Annotated in this window: 11 protein-coding genes; 9 read left to right on the top strand and 2 right to left on the bottom strand. The window is 42.1% G+C overall.

Annotation, left to right across the window (positions count from 1 at the left end; translation table 11 throughout):
• The first annotated feature begins 79 nt into the window (after positions 1-79).
• The 7 genes from MHZ95_RS15160 to MHZ95_RS15130 all read left to right on the top strand — a co-directional run bounded on the left by MHZ95_RS15160 (position 80) and on the right by MHZ95_RS15130 (position 13,410).
• On the top strand, positions 80-1,297 hold the full coding sequence (locus tag MHZ95_RS15160) for an MFS transporter (protein ID WP_239391628.1): 1,218 nt from the start codon (positions 80-82) through the stop codon (positions 1,295-1,297).
• 19 nt (positions 1,298-1,316) lie between these two features.
• A complete protein-coding gene (locus tag MHZ95_RS15155) occupies positions 1,317-2,723 on the top strand; it encodes a M20 family metallopeptidase (protein ID WP_239391627.1) in 1,407 nt (468 codons plus the stop codon).
• A 120-nt stretch (positions 2,724-2,843) separates the two neighbouring features.
• Positions 2,844-4,139, top strand: coding sequence for a hypothetical protein (locus MHZ95_RS15150; protein WP_239391626.1), 1,296 nt, complete (start codon positions 2,844-2,846; stop codon positions 4,137-4,139).
• Positions 4,140-4,290: 151 nt separating this feature from the next.
• Entirely contained in the window at positions 4,291-5,412 is a 1,122-nt protein-coding gene (locus tag MHZ95_RS15145; RefSeq protein WP_239391625.1) for a 5-methyltetrahydropteroyltriglutamate--homocysteine S-methyltransferase, read from the top strand.
• Positions 5,413-5,718: 306 nt separating this feature from the next.
• Positions 5,719-6,330, top strand: a complete 612-nt coding sequence (locus tag MHZ95_RS15140) for a class D sortase (protein WP_239391624.1) — start codon at positions 5,719-5,721, stop codon at positions 6,328-6,330.
• Positions 6,331-6,444: 114 nt separating this feature from the next.
• Positions 6,445-12,315 carry a collagen binding domain-containing protein gene (locus MHZ95_RS15135; RefSeq protein ID WP_239391623.1) on the top strand — a complete coding sequence of 1,957 codons (5,871 nt, stop codon included), beginning with the start codon at positions 6,445-6,447 and terminating at the stop codon, positions 12,313-12,315.
• A gap of 138 nt (positions 12,316-12,453) precedes the next feature.
• On the top strand, positions 12,454-13,410 hold the full coding sequence (locus tag MHZ95_RS15130) for a GGDEF domain-containing protein (protein ID WP_239391622.1): 957 nt from the start codon (positions 12,454-12,456) through the stop codon (positions 13,408-13,410).
• Positions 13,411-13,501: 91 nt separating this feature from the next.
• Here MHZ95_RS15130 and MHZ95_RS15125 read toward each other — a convergent pair whose 3' ends face one another.
• On the bottom strand, positions 13,502-14,641 hold the full coding sequence (locus MHZ95_RS15125) for a response regulator (protein ID WP_239391621.1): 1,140 nt from the start codon (positions 14,639-14,641) through the stop codon (positions 13,502-13,504).
• Between the two features lie 228 nt (positions 14,642-14,869).
• On the opposite strand from MHZ95_RS15125, the gene MHZ95_RS15120 reads away from it, so the two are divergent.
• Together MHZ95_RS15120 and MHZ95_RS15115 are read left to right on the top strand one after the other, a co-directional pair.
• Entirely contained in the window at positions 14,870-16,225 is a 1,356-nt protein-coding gene (locus MHZ95_RS15120) for a cyclic 2,3-diphosphoglycerate synthase (RefSeq protein WP_239391620.1), read from the top strand.
• A 315-nt stretch (positions 16,226-16,540) separates the two neighbouring features.
• Positions 16,541-17,422 carry a cation diffusion facilitator family transporter gene (locus tag MHZ95_RS15115; RefSeq protein ID WP_304649394.1) on the top strand — a complete coding sequence of 294 codons (882 nt, stop codon included), beginning with the start codon at positions 16,541-16,543 and terminating at the stop codon, positions 17,420-17,422.
• Between the two features lie 126 nt (positions 17,423-17,548).
• Here the strand turns inward: MHZ95_RS15115 and MHZ95_RS15110 are convergent, their stop codons facing one another.
• Positions 17,549-18,433: a LysR family transcriptional regulator gene (locus MHZ95_RS15110; RefSeq protein WP_239391619.1), complete on the bottom strand. Its 885-nt coding sequence runs from the start codon at positions 18,431-18,433 to the stop codon at positions 17,549-17,551.
• Between the last annotated feature and the right edge of the window lie 52 nt (positions 18,434-18,485).

The raw sequence follows: 18,485 nt of genomic DNA, 5'->3' as shown, positions 1-18,485 counted from the left end.
TATTCTACATAACGAAGGTTTCGTTAATTATGCGGTAAATGAGGTTGTGAGTATTACATAATAAAAAGGGGGGGCTTTTATGGTTTCTGCGAAACATAGAAATCTGATTTTGTTTTTACTTTTTCTCGGTTGGGCGATTGGGAACTTTGACCGGTATTTTATCAATTATGCCGTTTTGTCCATCACGGAAGATTTACAATTAAGTCCAACGAGTACGGGACTGATTTTGAGTAGTTTCTTTGCAGGGTATGCGCTGATGCAAATTCCTGGCGGTTGGTTGGCGGATAAATTCGGTTCCAGACGGGTGCTGATGGTTTCCGTTTTGATGTGGTCGATCTTTACTGCGATGACTGGGGCGGTTTGGTCATTGGCTTCGATGGTTGCTATCCGTTTTCTGTTTGGGATCGGGGAAGGTGGGTTCCAACCTTCGAGTTCAAAATTGATTTCGCAAACGTTTCCAATGGATAAACGGGCATGGGCGATGTCCATCATGCTGTCATCCGGAGGGATTGTGTCGCTGATCGTGCCGCTTCTTTCTGCTTATATGTTGACTACGATCGGCTGGCGTGTGTCTTTCCTCATACTGGGTGGTATCGGGATTGTGATTACGATTCTCTACTGGGCATTCATCAAGCTGCCTGCACATGTAAAAGAAGAGGAACTGAAACAGCAAGGCGAGAAACAACAAGGGGTTTTTGCGCAATTGTTAAAAACTCCGCTCATGTTGAATCTGTTTATCGCTTACTATAGTATTTATGCCATTAACTGGGGCTTGGCGACATGGTTGCCGACTTATCTTGTCAATGTAAGAGGACTCGATTTAATTTCACTCGGCTGGGCGCAAACGATACCGGGCTTAGCGATGATTGTTGGGATGTATTTAGCGGGGTATGTGATTGACAGACTTCCACTCGGTAAGGAAAAAATAGTAGGAGCAGTCGCTTGTGTGGTTGTCAGTATTTTGTTATATCTCATGTTCAACGCGCCGAATGTAACGGTTTTCGTTACGTATCAGACAATCGTCATTCTCTTTATTTCATTTGTCATGTTGCTGTTACCGGCAGTCATTTTGAAAAGGCTTCCATCCACGGTTACAGGGACAAGCATGGGGATTGCCAATACGGGCGGTCAATTAGCGGGCTTTATCACGCCACTGGCAATCGGTTATATTGTGCAGACGTTCAATGGATCGTATAATGCCGCGTTTTGGATGTTGATCGTTTTCGGTATCATCTGTACGGCATCCCTACTGACATTGAACTTTAAAAAAGGTGAGTTGCTACAAGCGAATGGGTGAACTGAAGGAGGAATGAATGATGGACATACAGCAAACGGTTTCGAAACTGATTGAACAGAAACGGGAAAAGTTCATCGCGTTAAGCGATCAAATTTGGAACGTTCCGGAGTTGTTTTTTGAAGAACATCAATCATCCGCCTATTTGAGCGGGGCTTTGGAAGAGGAAGGGTTCCAAGTTGAACGAGGTGTCGCAGGGCTGGAAACGGCTTTTGTCGGAAGTTATGGATTAGGAAAACCGGTCATTGCAATTCTTGGTGAGTTTGATGCATTGGCGGGTCTGAGTCAGAAACAAGGATTGACCCATTCCGAGCCAGTCGTCGAGGGCGGAAATGGACACGGTTGCGGTCATAATTTGTTGGGGACAGGTGCATTTGCAGCAGCTGTCGCCGTCAAAGAATATATGAAATCAAATCAATTGAAAGGGACGGTTCGTCTGTATGGTTGTCCGGCTGAAGAAGCTGGATCGGGAAAAGCCTTCATGACACGGGCAGGGCTGTTTGATGATGCGGATATCGCGCTGTCATGGCATCCATGGGATGTACCGGGGCTAATGAATGCGCGGATGCTGGCCAATTATTCCGCTCGTTTCAAGTTTAAAGGGAAGAGCGCCCATGCTGCGGCCGCACCTCATTTAGGAAGAAGTGCGCTAGATGCGGTGGAACTGATGAATGTCGGCGTCAACTATTTAAGGGAGCATATGGTGCCAGATGCACGGATCCATTATGCGGTGACGGATACAGGCGGCAGTTCGCCGAATGTCGTTCAAGCGAATGCGGAAGTCGTCTACTTGATTCGGGCATTAGAGAAAGAGGATGTGAAGTCGCTTTACGAGCGAGTTTATGACATTGCACGCGGAGCGGCGTTGATGACCGGGACGACGTTTGATGTTGAATTTGAAGGGACGGCTTCCGATTTGATTCCGAATTCTGTGCTGGCAGATGTGATGTATGACAATCTGGAGAAAGTCGAGCTTCCTACTTACGATGAAAAGGAATTGAAATTTGCCAGAGAAATCCGTGCTACGTTATCTGAGGCGGATGTGAACAATGCATATGCGGGTCGGGATCGGGAAACGGTGAAGCAATTGAAAGAACGAGTCATTGCAGACTTGATCCCGCCTCATTCCCGGGCAGAGGCTGTATTGTCCGGTTCTTCTGATGTCGGGGATGTCAGCTGGGTCGTTCCGACGATGCAATGCCTGACTGCTTGTTTCGCGATTGGCACTCCGCTTCATACATGGCAAGTCGTTTCACAAGGAGCCACCCCGATTGCGCATAAAGGGATGCTGCATGCCGGAAAAGTGATTGCTTCCACTGCCATTCAATTAATGGAAAATCCGACGCTGATTGAACAGGCGAAAGCCGAGTTGCAGGAGCGTTTGGATGGGAAAACCTATGAATCATTGATTCCAGAAACGGTGAAATAAGGTTACTTTAAAAGAGGCTGAAGCGATTCAGCCTCTTTTTTGATGGAAGCAGGACTAGATATCACGGAGGCTTATCGTTAAAATTAGTTAACAGATGTATGCAGAAAGTAGGGAGCCGTCATGTATAAAATTGCGGTTGTCGGTCCGCGTCAATCAGTGGATAGGATTTTGACATTGGCAAGGGAAATTGAGAAAGAGTTGGAATTCGTCCCTTATGTTTATAGCAAAACGGCCGAAGTGAAAGAGTTTGTAATAAACCCGGAGACACCGGTCGATTTTTGGCTTTTTTCAGGGTTTATTCCTTATAAAATTGCAGTGAATGCAGTAGGGACCAATGAAAACTTCGTTTATATTGATTCCAGTGAATTAAGCATTTATAAAGGGATTGTGGAACTTTCAGCAGCACATGGTCAACTGTTGGAACGGATTAGTGTGGATATGATCGATTCCTATTTCTGTGCGAAAGATTTAGCACAGTTGGAACAACCATTGCAGAAAATGTATTTGAAAACCTTCGATGTGGACATCCAAGCAGAGGAGTTATTTGATTTCCACTATGATTTGTGGAGACAGGGCAACATCGAGGCGGCCCTCACTTGTTATCCGACGGTCTATGTTGAATTGCAAAAGGCAGGGATTCCAGCATTCTGGCTATCACCGACCCGCCATGAAATTATACATACGATTCGGATGTTCTTTGAGAAAATAAAAACTTCCTATTATAAAGATGCACAGATTAGCGTGGTGATTATGGAGATTTTAGCGTACGACGCCATCAAAGAAAAAATGAAAGAATCGTATCGATTGGACTACTTGGAACTTGATTTGAAGAAGACGCTTATTCAACTTTGTGAACGTTTGGATGGCTCGCTCTTCGAACAAGGAAATGGTCGCTATGCCATCTTTAGCACAAGGGGAGCCGTCGAGCAGGAAATTGGTGCGTTGAAAGATAAGGTGAATTATCTTTCCTTGGAAGCGGGTTCGGCTGTTGCAGTCGGCATCGGATTCGGACAGACGGTCTTTACGGCCGAGACGAATGCTTACCGGGCCATTCGAGAATCGAAAGGGAAAGAGCAGCATGAAATTATCATCGTACAAGAGGATGGCACGATGATCGATGCCGTCGGAAAGGAAGAAGAACTCACCTACGCCTACCGGACAGACGACAAAGCATTTTTAGCAAAACTGGATGAAGGAAACATCAGCATCAAAACGTTCAAACGGCTTGAATCTTTAATCCGTAAAATGGATTGGACCACCTTCACAACGAAAGATTTAGCCATTCACTTGAAAATGAGCGATCGCAACGCCCAACGCATCGTCTCTGACTTATGTAAAGTAAGTATAGTGGAATGTGTCGGAGAAGAATTGCGTTATTCAAGGGGCAGGCCGGTGAAAGTGTATCGGTTGGTATGAGTGTGAATAATACCAGGTAATCAAACAGGATAGTATTGTTTGATTACCTGGTTGTTTTATATTTATTCAGAAAAATAGGTCCGTGAAACGGTTATGTGTGATAGCATAAAATAACAATTATAACTATTGATAACCGAAGGGAAGAAGGACCATGAAGCAGATTACTTTAACAAAAGCACCGTTTCGAGCGGATCATGTAGGTAGTTTTTTGCGTCCACAGCGACTAAAAGAGGCGCGGGCGCAATTTTTGGAAGGGCAGTTGACGAAAGAAGAGCTACGTGCAATTGAAGATGTGGAAATTGCGAAGCTGGTAGAAAAGCAGAAGGAAGTTGGACTGATAGCGGTGTCGGATGGGGAGTTCCGCCGTAAGTGGTGGCATTTGGATTTCATACAGGCATTAGAAGGAATTCGGGTTTACGATATTGACGCAACCGGGCTATTCAATGGCACGATGAAAAAAGCAACACTGTATACAGTGGATTCTAAATTAGGGTTCCCAGCGGATCATCCATTTTTGGAAGATTTCAAGTATCTGAAAAGCATAGCGGGGGAACATATCGCCAAGTTGACGATACCGGGGCCGAATATGATCTTTTACTCGGGAGTCGTTAACAGTCAGCCGTATTTGGATAAGCCCGCTTATTCGTCGCTGGACGAAGTGGCACAAGCTATTGTTCAAGTGTATCGAGATGCGATTCAAGCGTTTTATGAAGCGGGTTGTCGATATTTGCAACTGGATGACACGAGTTGGGGCGCACTATTCAGCGATGATTTCAGAGAAAAGATCATAGCAAAAGGGTTTGATCCCGATGAGTTGGTGAAAAAATTCGCAGATATTACGGTTGAAGCCGTAGCGAATAAGCCGGAAGATATGGCCATCACGATTCATATTTGCCGCGGGAATTTCAAATCATCTTGGCTTTATCAAGGAAACTACGAGCCAATTGCGGAAGAGTTATTTTCCCGTGTCAATGTGGACGGATTCTTTTTGGAGTTTGACGATGAACGTGCGGGCGACTTCTCACCATTGCGATTCATTCAAAAACAGCAAGTCATCTTAGGCTTGGTCACATCAAAGACAGCGGAGCTCGAAGATCCAGCCGAACTGAAAAGGCGGGTAAAAGAAGCGACGCAATATGTCCCGATCGATCAACTGTGCATCAGTCCACAATGTGGATTTGCCTCAACGGAGGAAGGAAATACAATTTCGGAACAAGACCAGTGGAATAAATTACGGCTTGTAGTTGAAACTGCAAAGGAAATCTGGGGATAAACATTTCTGAGAACCAAGTACCGAAACAATTGTGGATTGTTTTGGAGCTTGGTTCTTTTTTCTTTAAAAACATTTGCCTAATTTCAAATATAGAGGCATGCTCAATCCGGTGATTCATACTTACGTATTACCCATCATAAGGTTATGTGTGCAACTTCAGCTTGTGTTTAAGGGGACTGGATCTGTCTAGTCTTCTTTTATTAGTGTGAAAAAAGAGGAAATCCTTCCAATATTTATTTAAGCGTTTTGTAAGAGCAAAATTATATGATAAATCAGTAAGCTTATAGTAGAAAAGGAGAAATGGGATTGCGGAAAATCATGGGTCTGTTCTTTATCCTTATCGGAATCGCCATTATTTTGTATCCACTGTATGAAAACATGCAATATGATCGCGAACAGCAACAGTTATTGGATAGTTTTGCACAACTGGGCAATACGGAACAATTGGAGCAAGCATCCATGGAAGCTGAACAGGCTGAGGCAGATTTTGAACAGGCAAACGGGGACAAGTCTGACCAACTAAAAGGGGCACGTGGTTTAATCTCCATCGATAAGATTGACTTGGATATGCTGATCTTCGACGGCACATCTACCGAAACGCTGAGCAAGGGAATTGGGATGGTTGAACCGCAAAAAGAATTCGGTGTAAATAATATTGGACTAGCCGGACATCGTGCAATCACCCATGGCAAACAATTTAATCGTCTAGACGAATTAACTGTCAACGATGAAATCCAAGTGACAACATCAGATGGCACACTTAAATTTGCCGTAGTCGACACCTTTGTCGTCCACCAATCGGAAGTATCCGTCTTAAACGACCAAGACGAGCCACTACTCACACTCGTCACATGCACACCAATCGGCTCACGTAATCCGCCTCATCGACTCATTGTGCAAGCGGCACTTGTACCTTGATATTTATATAAATTTATATAAATAAATATGATGAATGAAAAGGAGAGTAGGTATGACAGTATGAAAAGCCTTTAACATGACATGCAGGAAAGATGATAAACGAGGGGGGAGAGCATGAAGAAATTAAGCATATTTGTCCTAATGTTGCTGATCATTGGTCAGACGATATTGGGGCCGATTGCGACGGTGAGTGCGAGTGAAATTCCACCACTAGGAGAAGGTGAAGTTTCACCGCCAGAAGAAGGTGAAGTTTCACCGCCAGGAGAAGGTGAAGTTCCACCGCCAGGAGAAGGTGAAGTTCCATCGCCAGGAGAAGGTGAAGTTCCACCGTCAGGAGAAGGTGAAGTTCCATCGCCAGGAGAAGGTGAAGTTCCACCGTCAGGAGAAGGTGAAGTTCCATCGCCAGGAGAAGGTGAAGTTTCACCGCCAGGGGAAGGTGAAGTTTCACCGCCAGGGGAAGGTGAAGTTTCATCGCCAGGGGAAGGTGCAAATGTAAAAAAGGATATATCCCCAGCCGCTTATGAGGTTGCTGTGTTAAATGCAACGTTCGATTTTGCTAACTTAATCGTTAATGGCGTTACAATAACAAATGCAGCAGATGCGGCAAATGTAACAACTATAATTGGTGACAAAGTGGACTTGAATTATACATTTTCAATCACTGCGGATAAAGATTATGAGGTCGGTTCGACATTCTCATTCGAACTGCCACAGGCATTGCTGAATTTTGATAGTGGGAAACTAAGTGGAACATTATCAGATCCAGAAACAGGTTTTTCAGCAGAATATACAACTGTTGGAAGCACCGTCACTATCACAACAACAGAACGATTAAATGAGGCTGAGGCATTTACCGGTACATTACACTTCGTTGCTCATTTTAGTGAGGATGGAACTAATGGTGGTTTGGAGCAAGAATTAAATATTCCAATTGTAGGTAAAGATTCTATTAAAATTCCATTCATATTTAAACCGACGAATACAGAACAATCGATGTCTAAATCAGGTGTAGCAAATATAAAAAACGGTGAGCGCTATATTAATTGGGAAGTGTGGACGAACCGTGAAGGGGCAAACCTACAAGATGCGGAGTTGGACGATACACTAAGCGACGGTCATGAGCTTGAAGGAAGCATTACAGTTGAGAAATTTATTGTAGGATTATTTGGTGTCGGAGCTTCTCAAGGTACATCGTCAGCGGATGGATTTCCAGTAAACTTAGACGATGGACGTTATGCGTACAAACTAACGTATGAAACAAAAGTGACGCGCGCCCCAATTAATGAAACAGAAACATTTACGAACCTTGCAACATTGACGAATGGTCCGAATGCAGATTCTGCTTCTGCTTCCGCTACTCACACATATGGAACAAAACTTGATAAAGTAGTTACCGATGATAATAAATACAATGCAAAATGGGAAATAAAGTACAACTATTTCGGTAGTATAATGGCTTCACAAATATTAACAGATACGGTAACAGGGCCACATAAGATCAAAGCGGGTACGATTAAAGTGTATAACGTATCTGTAAATGCAGCTGGTGAAGGGACAAAAGGGTCAGAAGTCTCAAACCCACAAATAACACCAGCAGCCGATAGTAAATCGTTTACGGTTAGCTTACCATCACCAAATGGCGAAGCATATTTGATTGAATATGAAACAGAATTAGATTCTGAATTTGTCACCGAAGACGCAACTATAAGTAACGAAGCCTCGTATGATGATAATACTGCTAGCGATGATTTTTGGGCTGAAGAAAACATTTTTAGTAAATCAATGCCTTCAGTCAACTATGATACAAAAGAAATTACGTGGACAATTAGTGTAAATGTTGAGAAGTCTATGGATGACTTTGTGATTGAAGATGATTTCACATCATATACTGAAGGTGGAACTCGCCAGAAATTAGTGAATCATGATAATAATCCATTTAATATCACAAGCGGAGTCACTCCTATTGAAACAACGCTTAAAGGTACGAATGGAGATGCAGGATTTACACTAAAATTTGGTAACTTAAGACAAGGTCAAAACTTCACTATCAGATATAAAACGACGTTCGATATTTTACCAAATGGTTCACCTTACGAAGAATATAAGAACACAGCAGTAGGGAGTTGGACGGGTGTTGATGATGGAAAATCTTACACTATAACAAAATCGGAAGATTATAAACCAGGAAACACTCCAACAGGTAAGAACGGATACAAAAATGGCAAATTTGATCACGAAAACCAAGTGTTCAACTGGAATTTAGCTGTTAACATTAACAAACAAGACATTAAAAATGCTCAACTCGTTGATGTAATTGAGGAAGGACATGAGCTCGTACCAGGATCAATTAAAATACAGCAATTGAATTTAGGTGTGGATGATCAACAAGGTACGCCAGGTGCTGAATTAACAACAGGACACACTGTAACAGAAAATGTTGATAACAAAGGATTTTCAATCAGCTTTGATGGCTTATCAGTGGAACAAAATCATCAAGCGTACATTATCACATACCAAACGAAAGATTCAGACGATATCATCGGATATGAAAATGGCAATAGTTATGAAAATACAGCCACATTTACTACACCTAATAGCGGAAGGTTCCCATTGAAAGCCTCTACAACTGTGAAGCATGCAAATGAGCTAATTGGTAAGCGTGCAGAAACTAATCCAGATGACGAGACGATTACGTGGACAGTAAATATCAATAAATCGCATTCGGCATTGGGCGAGATTACACTAACTGATAAAATGACAGAGAACCAGCTTATTTTACCAGACACGTTCCAAATGCGTGAAATTATAATGGACGAAGACGGTAATCTTAGCTATGGGGCTTGGATAACTGCTATACCAACGATAAATAGTGCAGATAACAGTTTTACATTAGATTTGGGTAACTTAAATCAAAAAGGGTATCAAATCGAATACAAAACGTTTTTCTTAGGTGGAGACGGGGACTTGTTCTCAAACGAAGCGTCGATTAACTATTCCGGAAATACGACAGGAGTAAAAGATGAGGCGGAAGTAAAAGACGAAGAATTTAATTTTAATGATTCAAGTGGTACGATTTCTTCTGTGAAAGGGAAAATCGAGCTTCACAAAGTTGGTTTGAATCCTTTAACAGGTGTATCAACGGACTTAGATGGTATCACGTTCGAACTATGGAATAAGACAGGTACTATAAAAGTAAATGAAGCTACAACAGCAAACGGTGGTAGACTTACGTTTGATGAAATTCGTTATGGGAAGTATCTGTTAAAAGAAAGTGGTACTCCTAATAATTATATCTCACTACCGACAAGTGGACTTGAAATCACAATGGGCAACTCAATAAACTTCAACGTAAATGGAAACAAATTTTTTGTTGTTGAGAATATTGAAGATATTGATATGGACGGTACATGTTCGGATTTTACAATAACTGTGAGAGACGTAGATGGTAACACGCGTGAAAATGTCCAAATTAAATTTGTAAAAAAAGGTACAGGTGAAGAAGTAACAGCTACAAGCAGGTCAGATTCAAGCGGTCAGATTTCAGTGCCACGCGTTAATTTACCAGCTGGAATATACGATGTGTTTGAAATTGATTCAAATAATGATGAAGTTAAATTAGATGAAGTCCTTGTTCAATATGAAGATTGTCAAGGTGAAGTACAACCAGCACCAAAATGCGATTTCTTTACAATCACTGTTTGGGACGGAAATGGTACTACACCTCGTCCAAATATTGAAGTGACAGTAAGAGATCAAACAACTGGTGAAATTATTACAACGGTGACAACAGATAGTAATGGTCAAATCAAGCTTGAACCAGACGATTTTCTACCAGCAGGCACATATGATGTTTACGATGGTAATTTCTTAATTGATGAGATCAAAATAAGTTACCTAAATGATAACTGTGGGGCCTCAGTACAAGGTGCACCATACTGCGAAGACTTCAAGTTAACTCTACTAGACAGAGGCGGCAATCCGCGTAATGGTGTAGATATTACTGTGAAGGATGCCAATGGTAATGATATAGAGGGTGAGAATGGTAATACTGTGCTAACGACAGATACGGATGGTGTAGTGAAAATTCCTAATAAAATTGAACGGGGTACTTACCGCGTCTATGAAGGGAATCATTACATCAATTCCTTCACTGTAAAAGACGACTGTGAAGCGGAAGTAAGACCGAGACCTATCATTCCACCTGCCCCAACCCCAACCTGTGATGCATTCACCGTAACGGTGAAACAAGAAGGTGTTGAAGCGGGGCCGGATGTTGAGCTTACGCTGAAGTCGGGTGCGACGGAAGTACCGGGCAAGACGAATGCAAATGGAAAAATTGTTTTCGCGAAAGACAACCTGCAGGAAGGCACATACACTGTGCTCGATAAAGACGGAAACGAAGTCGGTTCTGTGACAGTGTCGTACACAGAAGGCGAATGTCAAGCAGAAATTGATCTAGCGCCGAAAACATGTGATGCTTTCACAATCACAGTGAAACAATCGGGTGAAGTTGTGGGAGCAGGCACGGAAGTTACGCTGAAAGATCAAGGGGGCAATCCGATTGCAACAGGTACGACAGATGCGGACGGCAAGATTGTCTTCGATAAAGCCGATCTACCAGAAGGCACGTACACTGTGTATGACAAAGAAGATCAAGCAGTTGGCACGATCACCGTTTCTTACACAGAGGGCGAATGTCAAGCGCCTATTGATCTAGCAACGAAAACATGTGATGCTTTCACCCTCACGGTGAAACAATCGGGCGAACTTGTGGAAGAAAACACAGAAGTCACATTGAAAGATCAAGCTGGCAGCACAATCGCAACGGGTACAACTGATGCGAACGGCAAGATTATCTTTGATAAAGCTGATCTACCAGCAGGCACGTACATCGTGCATGACGAAGTGGATCAAGCGATAGGCACGATCACCGTTTCTTACACAGAAGGTGAGTGTCAAACGGAAATCGATCTTGCTCCGAAAATTTGTGATGCTTTCACAATCACGGTGAAACAATCGGGTGAACTTGTGGAAGAAAATACGGAAGTTACGTTGAAAGATCAAGCTGGTAACACGATCGCAACGGGTACGACAGATGTGGACGGCAAAATTATCTTTGAAAAAGCCGATCTTCCGGCAGGTACGTATACAGCGTTTGACAAAGATGGCAGTGTAGTTGGAACTGTGGCAGTGTCTTATGAAGAAGGCAAGTGCCAAGCGGAATTGGATTTGGCGCCAAGTCAACAGGTATGTACAGCGTTCACACTTACGATTCAAAACCGAAATAGTAGTCCGCAAGTAGGTGTTTCAGTCACTATCAAAGATTCGTCGGATCATATCATTTCCTATGAAGGCGAAGAGTCATTTGTGACGGATCAAAATGGTCAAATTACGATCGGTTTACTCACATCGGGTGCATACAAGGTGTATGTGGACGGTAGCTTGCTAGGTGAATTCACAGTGAGCGATACTTGCTCAGCCATCGTGAAGCCAAGGTCATCTGGTGGCGGCGGTGGCGGAGGAGGAGGCGGAACGCCTCCAACAAAGCCGGAAGAACCAAGTGAACCGGATAATCCAGGAGAAACAGAAGAATCAGAGGATCCTAAAACATCTGAGCCAGGCGAATCAGGATCGGAAACGCCGGGTCCAGGCACAATTGATCCGGACGAACCAGGAACAGAAACACCGGGAACGGGTACAACTGAGCCGGGCACACCGGGAGCGGAATCACCAGGAACGAGCATAACTGACCCAGGCACGCCAGGTGCAGAAACACCAAGCGTATCCGTACCAGGTTTGCCAGGTGCTGAAGCAACCGGAACCGGAGAAGGAAAGCCGGGAACACTAGGCTCTGGTGACAAAGCTGAAAACAAATTACCACAAACGGGTGAGGCATACCCGATTGGTTCCATGGCGGGCGGATTGGGAGCGATCGCTTTAGGTGCGTGGTTATTATTTAGAAGAAAAAGAGAAGTACAATCATAATAGGAAAAAACCAGTCGTGTTCACTTTAATGTGAAGCGGCTGGTTTTTCTTTTCATTTCTTTAAGAGTTTTTTAAGCGTTTTTTTGTATAGTAATAAGATAAAAGTACTATGAAGCCTACGGAGATAGGAGAATCGACATGGGATTTTATTTTTCAGACTGTGGAAAAGAGAAAATGGATGCTCCTGTGCAAGCTGATCCACTCGAAATACTTAAACATACGTTGACGCAAGCGTTTATCCTGACGGTTTTAGATGATAAAGGAAAAGTGATTGACCTGAATGGGAATTTTGTGAATACTTTTAACTATACGTTGCCTGAATTGTATTTGCAGGATTACTGGATGTTGCATTCTGGTTGCCATGCGGATCAGCTGTGGGAAGAGATATGGGCCGTTGTTCAAAAGGGAGGACAATGGACGGGGGAATTATGTCATCGTACGCGTAAAGGCGGGTTGATTTGGCTTTCCTCCACTATTATTTCGTTTTTGGGTAGCGGAAAAATTTCAAGTCGTATGCTTGTGATTTTCACCAATATTTCAAAGCAAAAAGAAACGGAGAAATGGCAGCAGCTTGCTTGTCATCATGAGATTACCAATTTACCGAACCGGAGGATGCTGGGGACGGTAATGGAATCGTCCATCGCAAGAGCGCAACGTAAGCGGTCTCAACTAGCTGTTCTTTATATGGATATCAATCGTTTTAAAACGATTAATGATACGTATGGGCATGCGGTAGGGGATCTTGTTTTGCAAGAGGTTGGCAATAGGCTCATCAGTGTCACTCCCTTGCATAACTTTGTCTTCCATGTGAGTGGTGATGAGTTCGTGATAATCATCGAGGAAATAGAAAATTTGAAAACAATGATCCAAGCAATTATGGAGCTGTTCAGCAAACTGTTCGTCATCAATCAATTTCAAATCAAAGTAAGTGCCAGTATTGGCATGAGCATATATCCAGACCATAGTACAGATCCGAAACGGCTCATCGAATTCGCAGATACGGCAATGTACGAGGTAAAAGGACGAACTGGAACGAATTTCCGAAAATATAGCCCATCCAACTATATACCAAAACCTACTTTGGAAAATGAATGAAAGTGAACGATCCAATATGAGATCCTAGAAATGGTTGCGTCACGGTATATAAAGAAGCGCCAATCCGATGTATTATCAATTGGCGCTTTTCTTATGACTCATGTGCATAGAGGATCGATTCGTACAGTTCGTTGGTCGCTCGGCTTGGTAAAATACCGAGATCTTCTAGCAATAGTTTTTTGAAATCATGATACAGCTTGACAGCATCCCCACGGTTTCCAGCAAGGATATGTTGTTGCATCAGTTGCTGTAGTACCTGTTCAGAGTAGGGGTTGTAATGGAGGAGTAGCTGTAAATAATGCTGTTTCTTAACGGAATCCTCATTTTCGTGATAAAAGTCGACCATATTTTGCAGCAGTTGCAATAGTTTCTGGCGAAGATTTTGTGCTTTGATCGTTGCCCATTCATAACCGTTTTTCTCCATATAGTCACCACTATATTGCTGCACAAGTTGCTCGAACTGTTGTATATTCATTCGGTTTACTACATCATACTCATCCAAAGCCCGTTCGAGTTCGATGGCATCGCATTGGAAGTTGTGTAATTTCAGTATGTAGCTTTGGTTGGAAAATGTTAAAGTACCTGGAGAACCATTTGCCTCCAATGTTTTCCGTAAATGCGAAATAGCCGTATGCAATTGGATTTTGGCTTTTGCGTAGTCGATTCCTGTCCAAAGCATATCAATAATCATGTCCCTGTTTAAATAGGTATTCAAATTGGAAATGAAAAAAGCGAACAGTTCCTTCACTTTTGCTGTTTTCCATTTGACAGGGGTTTCATGATAGTAGACTGCAAACTCATCAAAACAATTGATTTTCAATGCAGGGGAAGGGTATTGTGGTGCAGTGCCGGATAGGATGGCGTTCAGTTGCAGTTGTTCTTGGATGCGTGAAATGGTTTTTTCTAGGCGGGTTTTCATCACAGGTTTCATCAAGTAATCTATCGAATCGAGCTCAAAAGCTTCTATTGCATAATCCCGATAGGCGGTCACAAAAACAATATAGACGTCTTTGTTCCAGCTTTGAATGATTTCAGCCAAATCCAGTCCGTTGATCCCTGGCATATCAATATCTAAAAAAACGACATGAAAATCAAGATGGGGCATTTCATCTAATACCGCTTGTGTATTTGAAAAAGTTTTAATTACTTGGACTGAACCTAATGCGGTTACTATTTTTTCCATATGTTGTAAAGCAAGTGGTTCGTCATCCACTAAAATTGCGCGTATCATGAAAACACCTTCTTTCAACTTATACCTTAAATGAATAGTTGAACATGAATATAAAAATCCTGATTTTTTTCCGAAAATTCATTTATAATTACTATATCGTTGAACAAATATTTTGTCCAATTTTTAATTTCCACTTAATTGGATACAAATATTTTAAAAAAGTGATTGTATTAAAATGCATAATCATTTATAATTATAAACAAGTCATAGGAATTAGGAGAGAATGCTATGGAAAAGAAAAATATTATTATCATAGGCGCTGCAGGTAGAGACTTCCATAATTTTAATACAGTTTATCGTAATAATGAAGCATACAATGTCGTTGCGTTTACAGCAACTCAAATTCCTGATATAGATGGTCGTAAATATCCAAGTGAACTGGCGGGTGAATTATATCCGGAAGGGATTCCGATTTATTCACAAGATCAGTTACCTGAGTTAATAGAAGAATTAGATGTAGATGAATGTATATTCGCTTATAGTGATATCGGTTATGAGGATGTGATGGGAATAGGTGCGATCGTCAATGCGGCGGGTGCTAACTTCACATTACTTGGATCGAAAGGTACACAGTTAAAGAGTAATAAACCGGTCATTTCAGTTTGTGCTGTACGTACTGGAACTGGAAAGAGCCAAACGTCACGTAAAATTATCGAAACATTGCTTGAGCATGACTTAAAAGTCGTTGCAATCAGACATCCGATGCCTTATGGCGATCTGAATGCACAGCGCGTTCAGCGTTTTGCAACTGTAGAAGATTTGAAGAAGCATAATTGTACAATCGAAGAGATGGAAGAGTACGAGCCACATGTGGCACGAGGCAATATCATCTATGCGGGCGTGGATTATGCAGATATTTTAGCGGCAGCGGAGAATGATCCGGACGGTTGTGACGTCATTCTTTGGGACGGCGGAAACAATGATTTCTCCTTCATCAAGCCTGACTTAGCCGTTACCGTATTGGATCCACATCGTCCAGGCCATGAGTTGAAATACTATCCTGGCGAAGTGAGCCTACGAACTGCTGACGTATCCATTATCAATAAAATTGATAGTGCAACGAAGGAAGCGATTGAAATCGTTGAAAATAATATTAAGTTCGCGGCGCCTGCTAGCACGATCATTAAAGCCGAATCCAAGATTACCGTCGACAATCCAGAAATCGTTGCTGGAAAACGAGTGTTGGTCGTTGAAGATGGTCCGACATTGACACATGGCGAGATGAAAATCGGTGCAGGTTCGGTCGCAGCTGAACGTCTAGGCGCGAAAGAAATTGTTAACGCGAAGCCATTTGCAGTCGGTACAATCGTCGACACATACAATAAATACCCACATATCGGGAATATCCTTCCAGCAATGGGGTATGGCGAACAACAATTGAAAGACCTTGAAGAAACGATCAATAACGCAGATTGCGATGCAGTGATTATCGGTACACCGATGGACCTCACTCGTATCATTAACATCAACAAACCTAGCACACGTGTGCATTATGACCTTGACGAAGTAGGAAATCCAAACTTGGGCGAAATCTTAAAAGGCTTCATCCAAGAACATGAACTGACGAAAAGTAATAGTCTATAAAACGATGACCGCCCCCATTCGAAGCGATTTGAATGGGGGCGTTTTTTTGTGACAAGCCATTGATCACTTTGTGTTTTTCATGTCGTATTAGCAGAAACTTGCTTGCTTCAGAGCCACATGCTAAGATGAAAGGGCATATGAAAAGAGTGATAGCCATGAGTAGATTGCATCTCAATGACATATATTTTTTAAAATTTCCCAACCCTTGACTGAAATCAGTCAAGGGTTTTTGTTTCCTTCAAGCAACAATGGAAGGAAGGGGCACCAATTGTTGTCTAGCGTTGGTTACTCAAAGTGATGATGGGGGCGAACGAGTTGAATGAGCAAAAGTATATCGAGCTTAAATTAGGAGAACGAGGCGCCATACTAAGTATAGTCGCTTACATCTGTCTTTCGACCATGAAACTAATGGTAGGCACGATCAGCGGATCAGAAGCTTTAAAAGCGGATGGTTTAAATAATGCAACGGATATCATTGCATCAATCGCTGTGCTGATCGGGTTAAGGCTATCCCAGAAGCCACCAGATAAAAATCATAAATATGGGCACTGGAAAAGCGAAACCATTGCAGCTATGGTTGCTTCGATTATCATGATGGCTGTCGGTATCCAAGTATTCATCAGTGCAGGCCTCTCTTTTTTCAATGAAGAAAAAGAATCACCGGATATGCTTGCAGGATATGTCGGGCTAGCCTCATTTGCGGTGATGTATTTCGTGTATCGATATAATAAGAAATTAGCGCAAAAAATTAATAGTCAAGCTGTTATGGCAGCTGCCAAAGATAATATTTCAGACGCTTGGGTAAGTATCGGGGCAGCAGTGGGGATATTTGGCTCCCAGTTGGGCATGCCATGGCTCGATACATTAACGGCCTTGATCGTAGGGTATTTGATTTGCAAAACGGCATGGGACATTTTCATTCAAGCCTCTCATGACCTAAGTGATGGCTTTGATGAATCAGTGATGAAAGTCTATAAAAATACAATTAAAGCAGTTCCTGGCGTGCAAAAAGTAAAGGAAATCAAGGCTAGAATGTATGGCAATAATGCTGTAGTAGATGTCGTCATCCTTGTGAGGTCAACCTTAAGTCTCGAAGCTGCCCATGATATCTCAACCTTAGTTGAGAAAGCGTTGAAAGACGAAAAAGGTGTATATGACGTTCATGTTCATGTTGAACCCGATGCACCAATCGAATAGTCCTGACGGTTACAGGAACTGCTCCCATTCGAAGTGATTGAATGGGGGCAGTCTTTTTTGCTTTGTGTGTAGGAATGATTTAAGCGCTTACAATTTATTAGAAGGTGGCAATGAAGCCTGAGTTGCTCAGGTGGATGTTTTCATTTCATGATTAATAATGGAATAAATTATTTTTTTAATAGGGGACGCGATAATTGAATTCTTTCGATATTGTACATAGACTCTGTTTGGAATATTTCCGATCTCTTGAATATCTTTAATGACTAAATCACTTTCATTTGATTTATTGATGCCAAGAGAGGGGGTGATTCCAATGCCTAGGCCGCTTTCTGCTATGGTTTTCAACATCTCATTATTATCAACTTCAAGCCGCTTAATATTGGAAATCCCAATGAGTCGTTGGTCAATTTCTTTCCATAGGTTGGAATTTCGACGATAACTAATTAATGTCTCATTTTGCAGATCATGAGGGGTGAGGAATTTCTTTTTTGTAAGTGGATGTTTTTGCCCAAGGACTGCAACTAGTTTGTTATCAAAAAGATATTCTGCGGCGATTTCCGGGCGGTGGGACTGAATGTTTCGGGTGAATACAAGATCGAGGTCGCCCGCCATGATTTGTTCATTCAAATTGCAGGAATCCAATCCTTCCATGATGGTAATGTTTAAATTATCGATCGATATGACAGCGTCTAATAACTCTGTTATGAAAGAATACGAATACCCCGGTGAAAACCCTATTCGTATTTCAGGGTACTTTGTGTATTTAGCGACTTCTTTCGAATGGTTCATGTAGGTCAAGATATTTGTTGCATATTCAAAAAAAACAGTCCCTTCTTTCGATAAAACGGTGTCTCTTCCAACTTTGATAAACAATGGACAGGATAATTCATTCTCTAGATTTTTTATGCGTGCTGTGATTGTAGGTTGGGTGACATTTAGGAGAGTAGCAGCTTTTGAATAACTTTTGTGTTTGGCAATCGTTAAAAAGGTCTCTAATTGGGTTTTGTCCATTTACTCGACTCCTTACCTTATCAGTAATTGAAATTAACGATATATTCAATTT

Origin of the sequence: Sporosarcina sp. ACRSM (assembly GCF_022346545.1) — a bacterium.
Taxonomy (GTDB): domain Bacteria; phylum Bacillota; class Bacilli; order Bacillales_A; family Planococcaceae; genus Sporosarcina.
This window is presented reverse-complemented; position numbering and strand designations above follow the sequence as displayed.

What these genes read in the sequence shown, in the direction of transcription:
- MHZ95_RS15160 (WP_239391628.1), top strand. Translation starts at nt 80, where the DNA reads ATGGTTTCTGCGAAACATAGAAATCTGATTTTGTTTTTACTTTTTCTC.
- MHZ95_RS15155 (WP_239391627.1), top strand. Translation starts at nt 1,317, where the DNA reads ATGGACATACAGCAAACGGTTTCGAAACTGATTGAACAGAAACGGGAA.
- MHZ95_RS15150 (WP_239391626.1), top strand. Translation starts at nt 2,844, where the DNA reads ATGTATAAAATTGCGGTTGTCGGTCCGCGTCAATCAGTGGATAGGATT.
- MHZ95_RS15145 (WP_239391625.1), top strand. Translation starts at nt 4,291, where the DNA reads ATGAAGCAGATTACTTTAACAAAAGCACCGTTTCGAGCGGATCATGTA.
- MHZ95_RS15135 (WP_239391623.1), top strand. Translation starts at nt 6,445, where the DNA reads ATGAAGAAATTAAGCATATTTGTCCTAATGTTGCTGATCATTGGTCAG.
- MHZ95_RS15130 (WP_239391622.1), top strand. Translation starts at nt 12,454, where the DNA reads ATGGGATTTTATTTTTCAGACTGTGGAAAAGAGAAAATGGATGCTCCT.
- MHZ95_RS15125 (WP_239391621.1), bottom strand. Translation starts at nt 14,641, where the DNA reads ATGATACGCGCAATTTTAGTGGATGACGAACCACTTGCTTTACAACAT.
- MHZ95_RS15120 (WP_239391620.1), top strand. Translation starts at nt 14,870, where the DNA reads ATGGAAAAGAAAAATATTATTATCATAGGCGCTGCAGGTAGAGACTTC.
- MHZ95_RS15110 (WP_239391619.1), bottom strand. Translation starts at nt 18,433, where the DNA reads ATGGACAAAACCCAATTAGAGACCTTTTTAACGATTGCCAAACACAAA.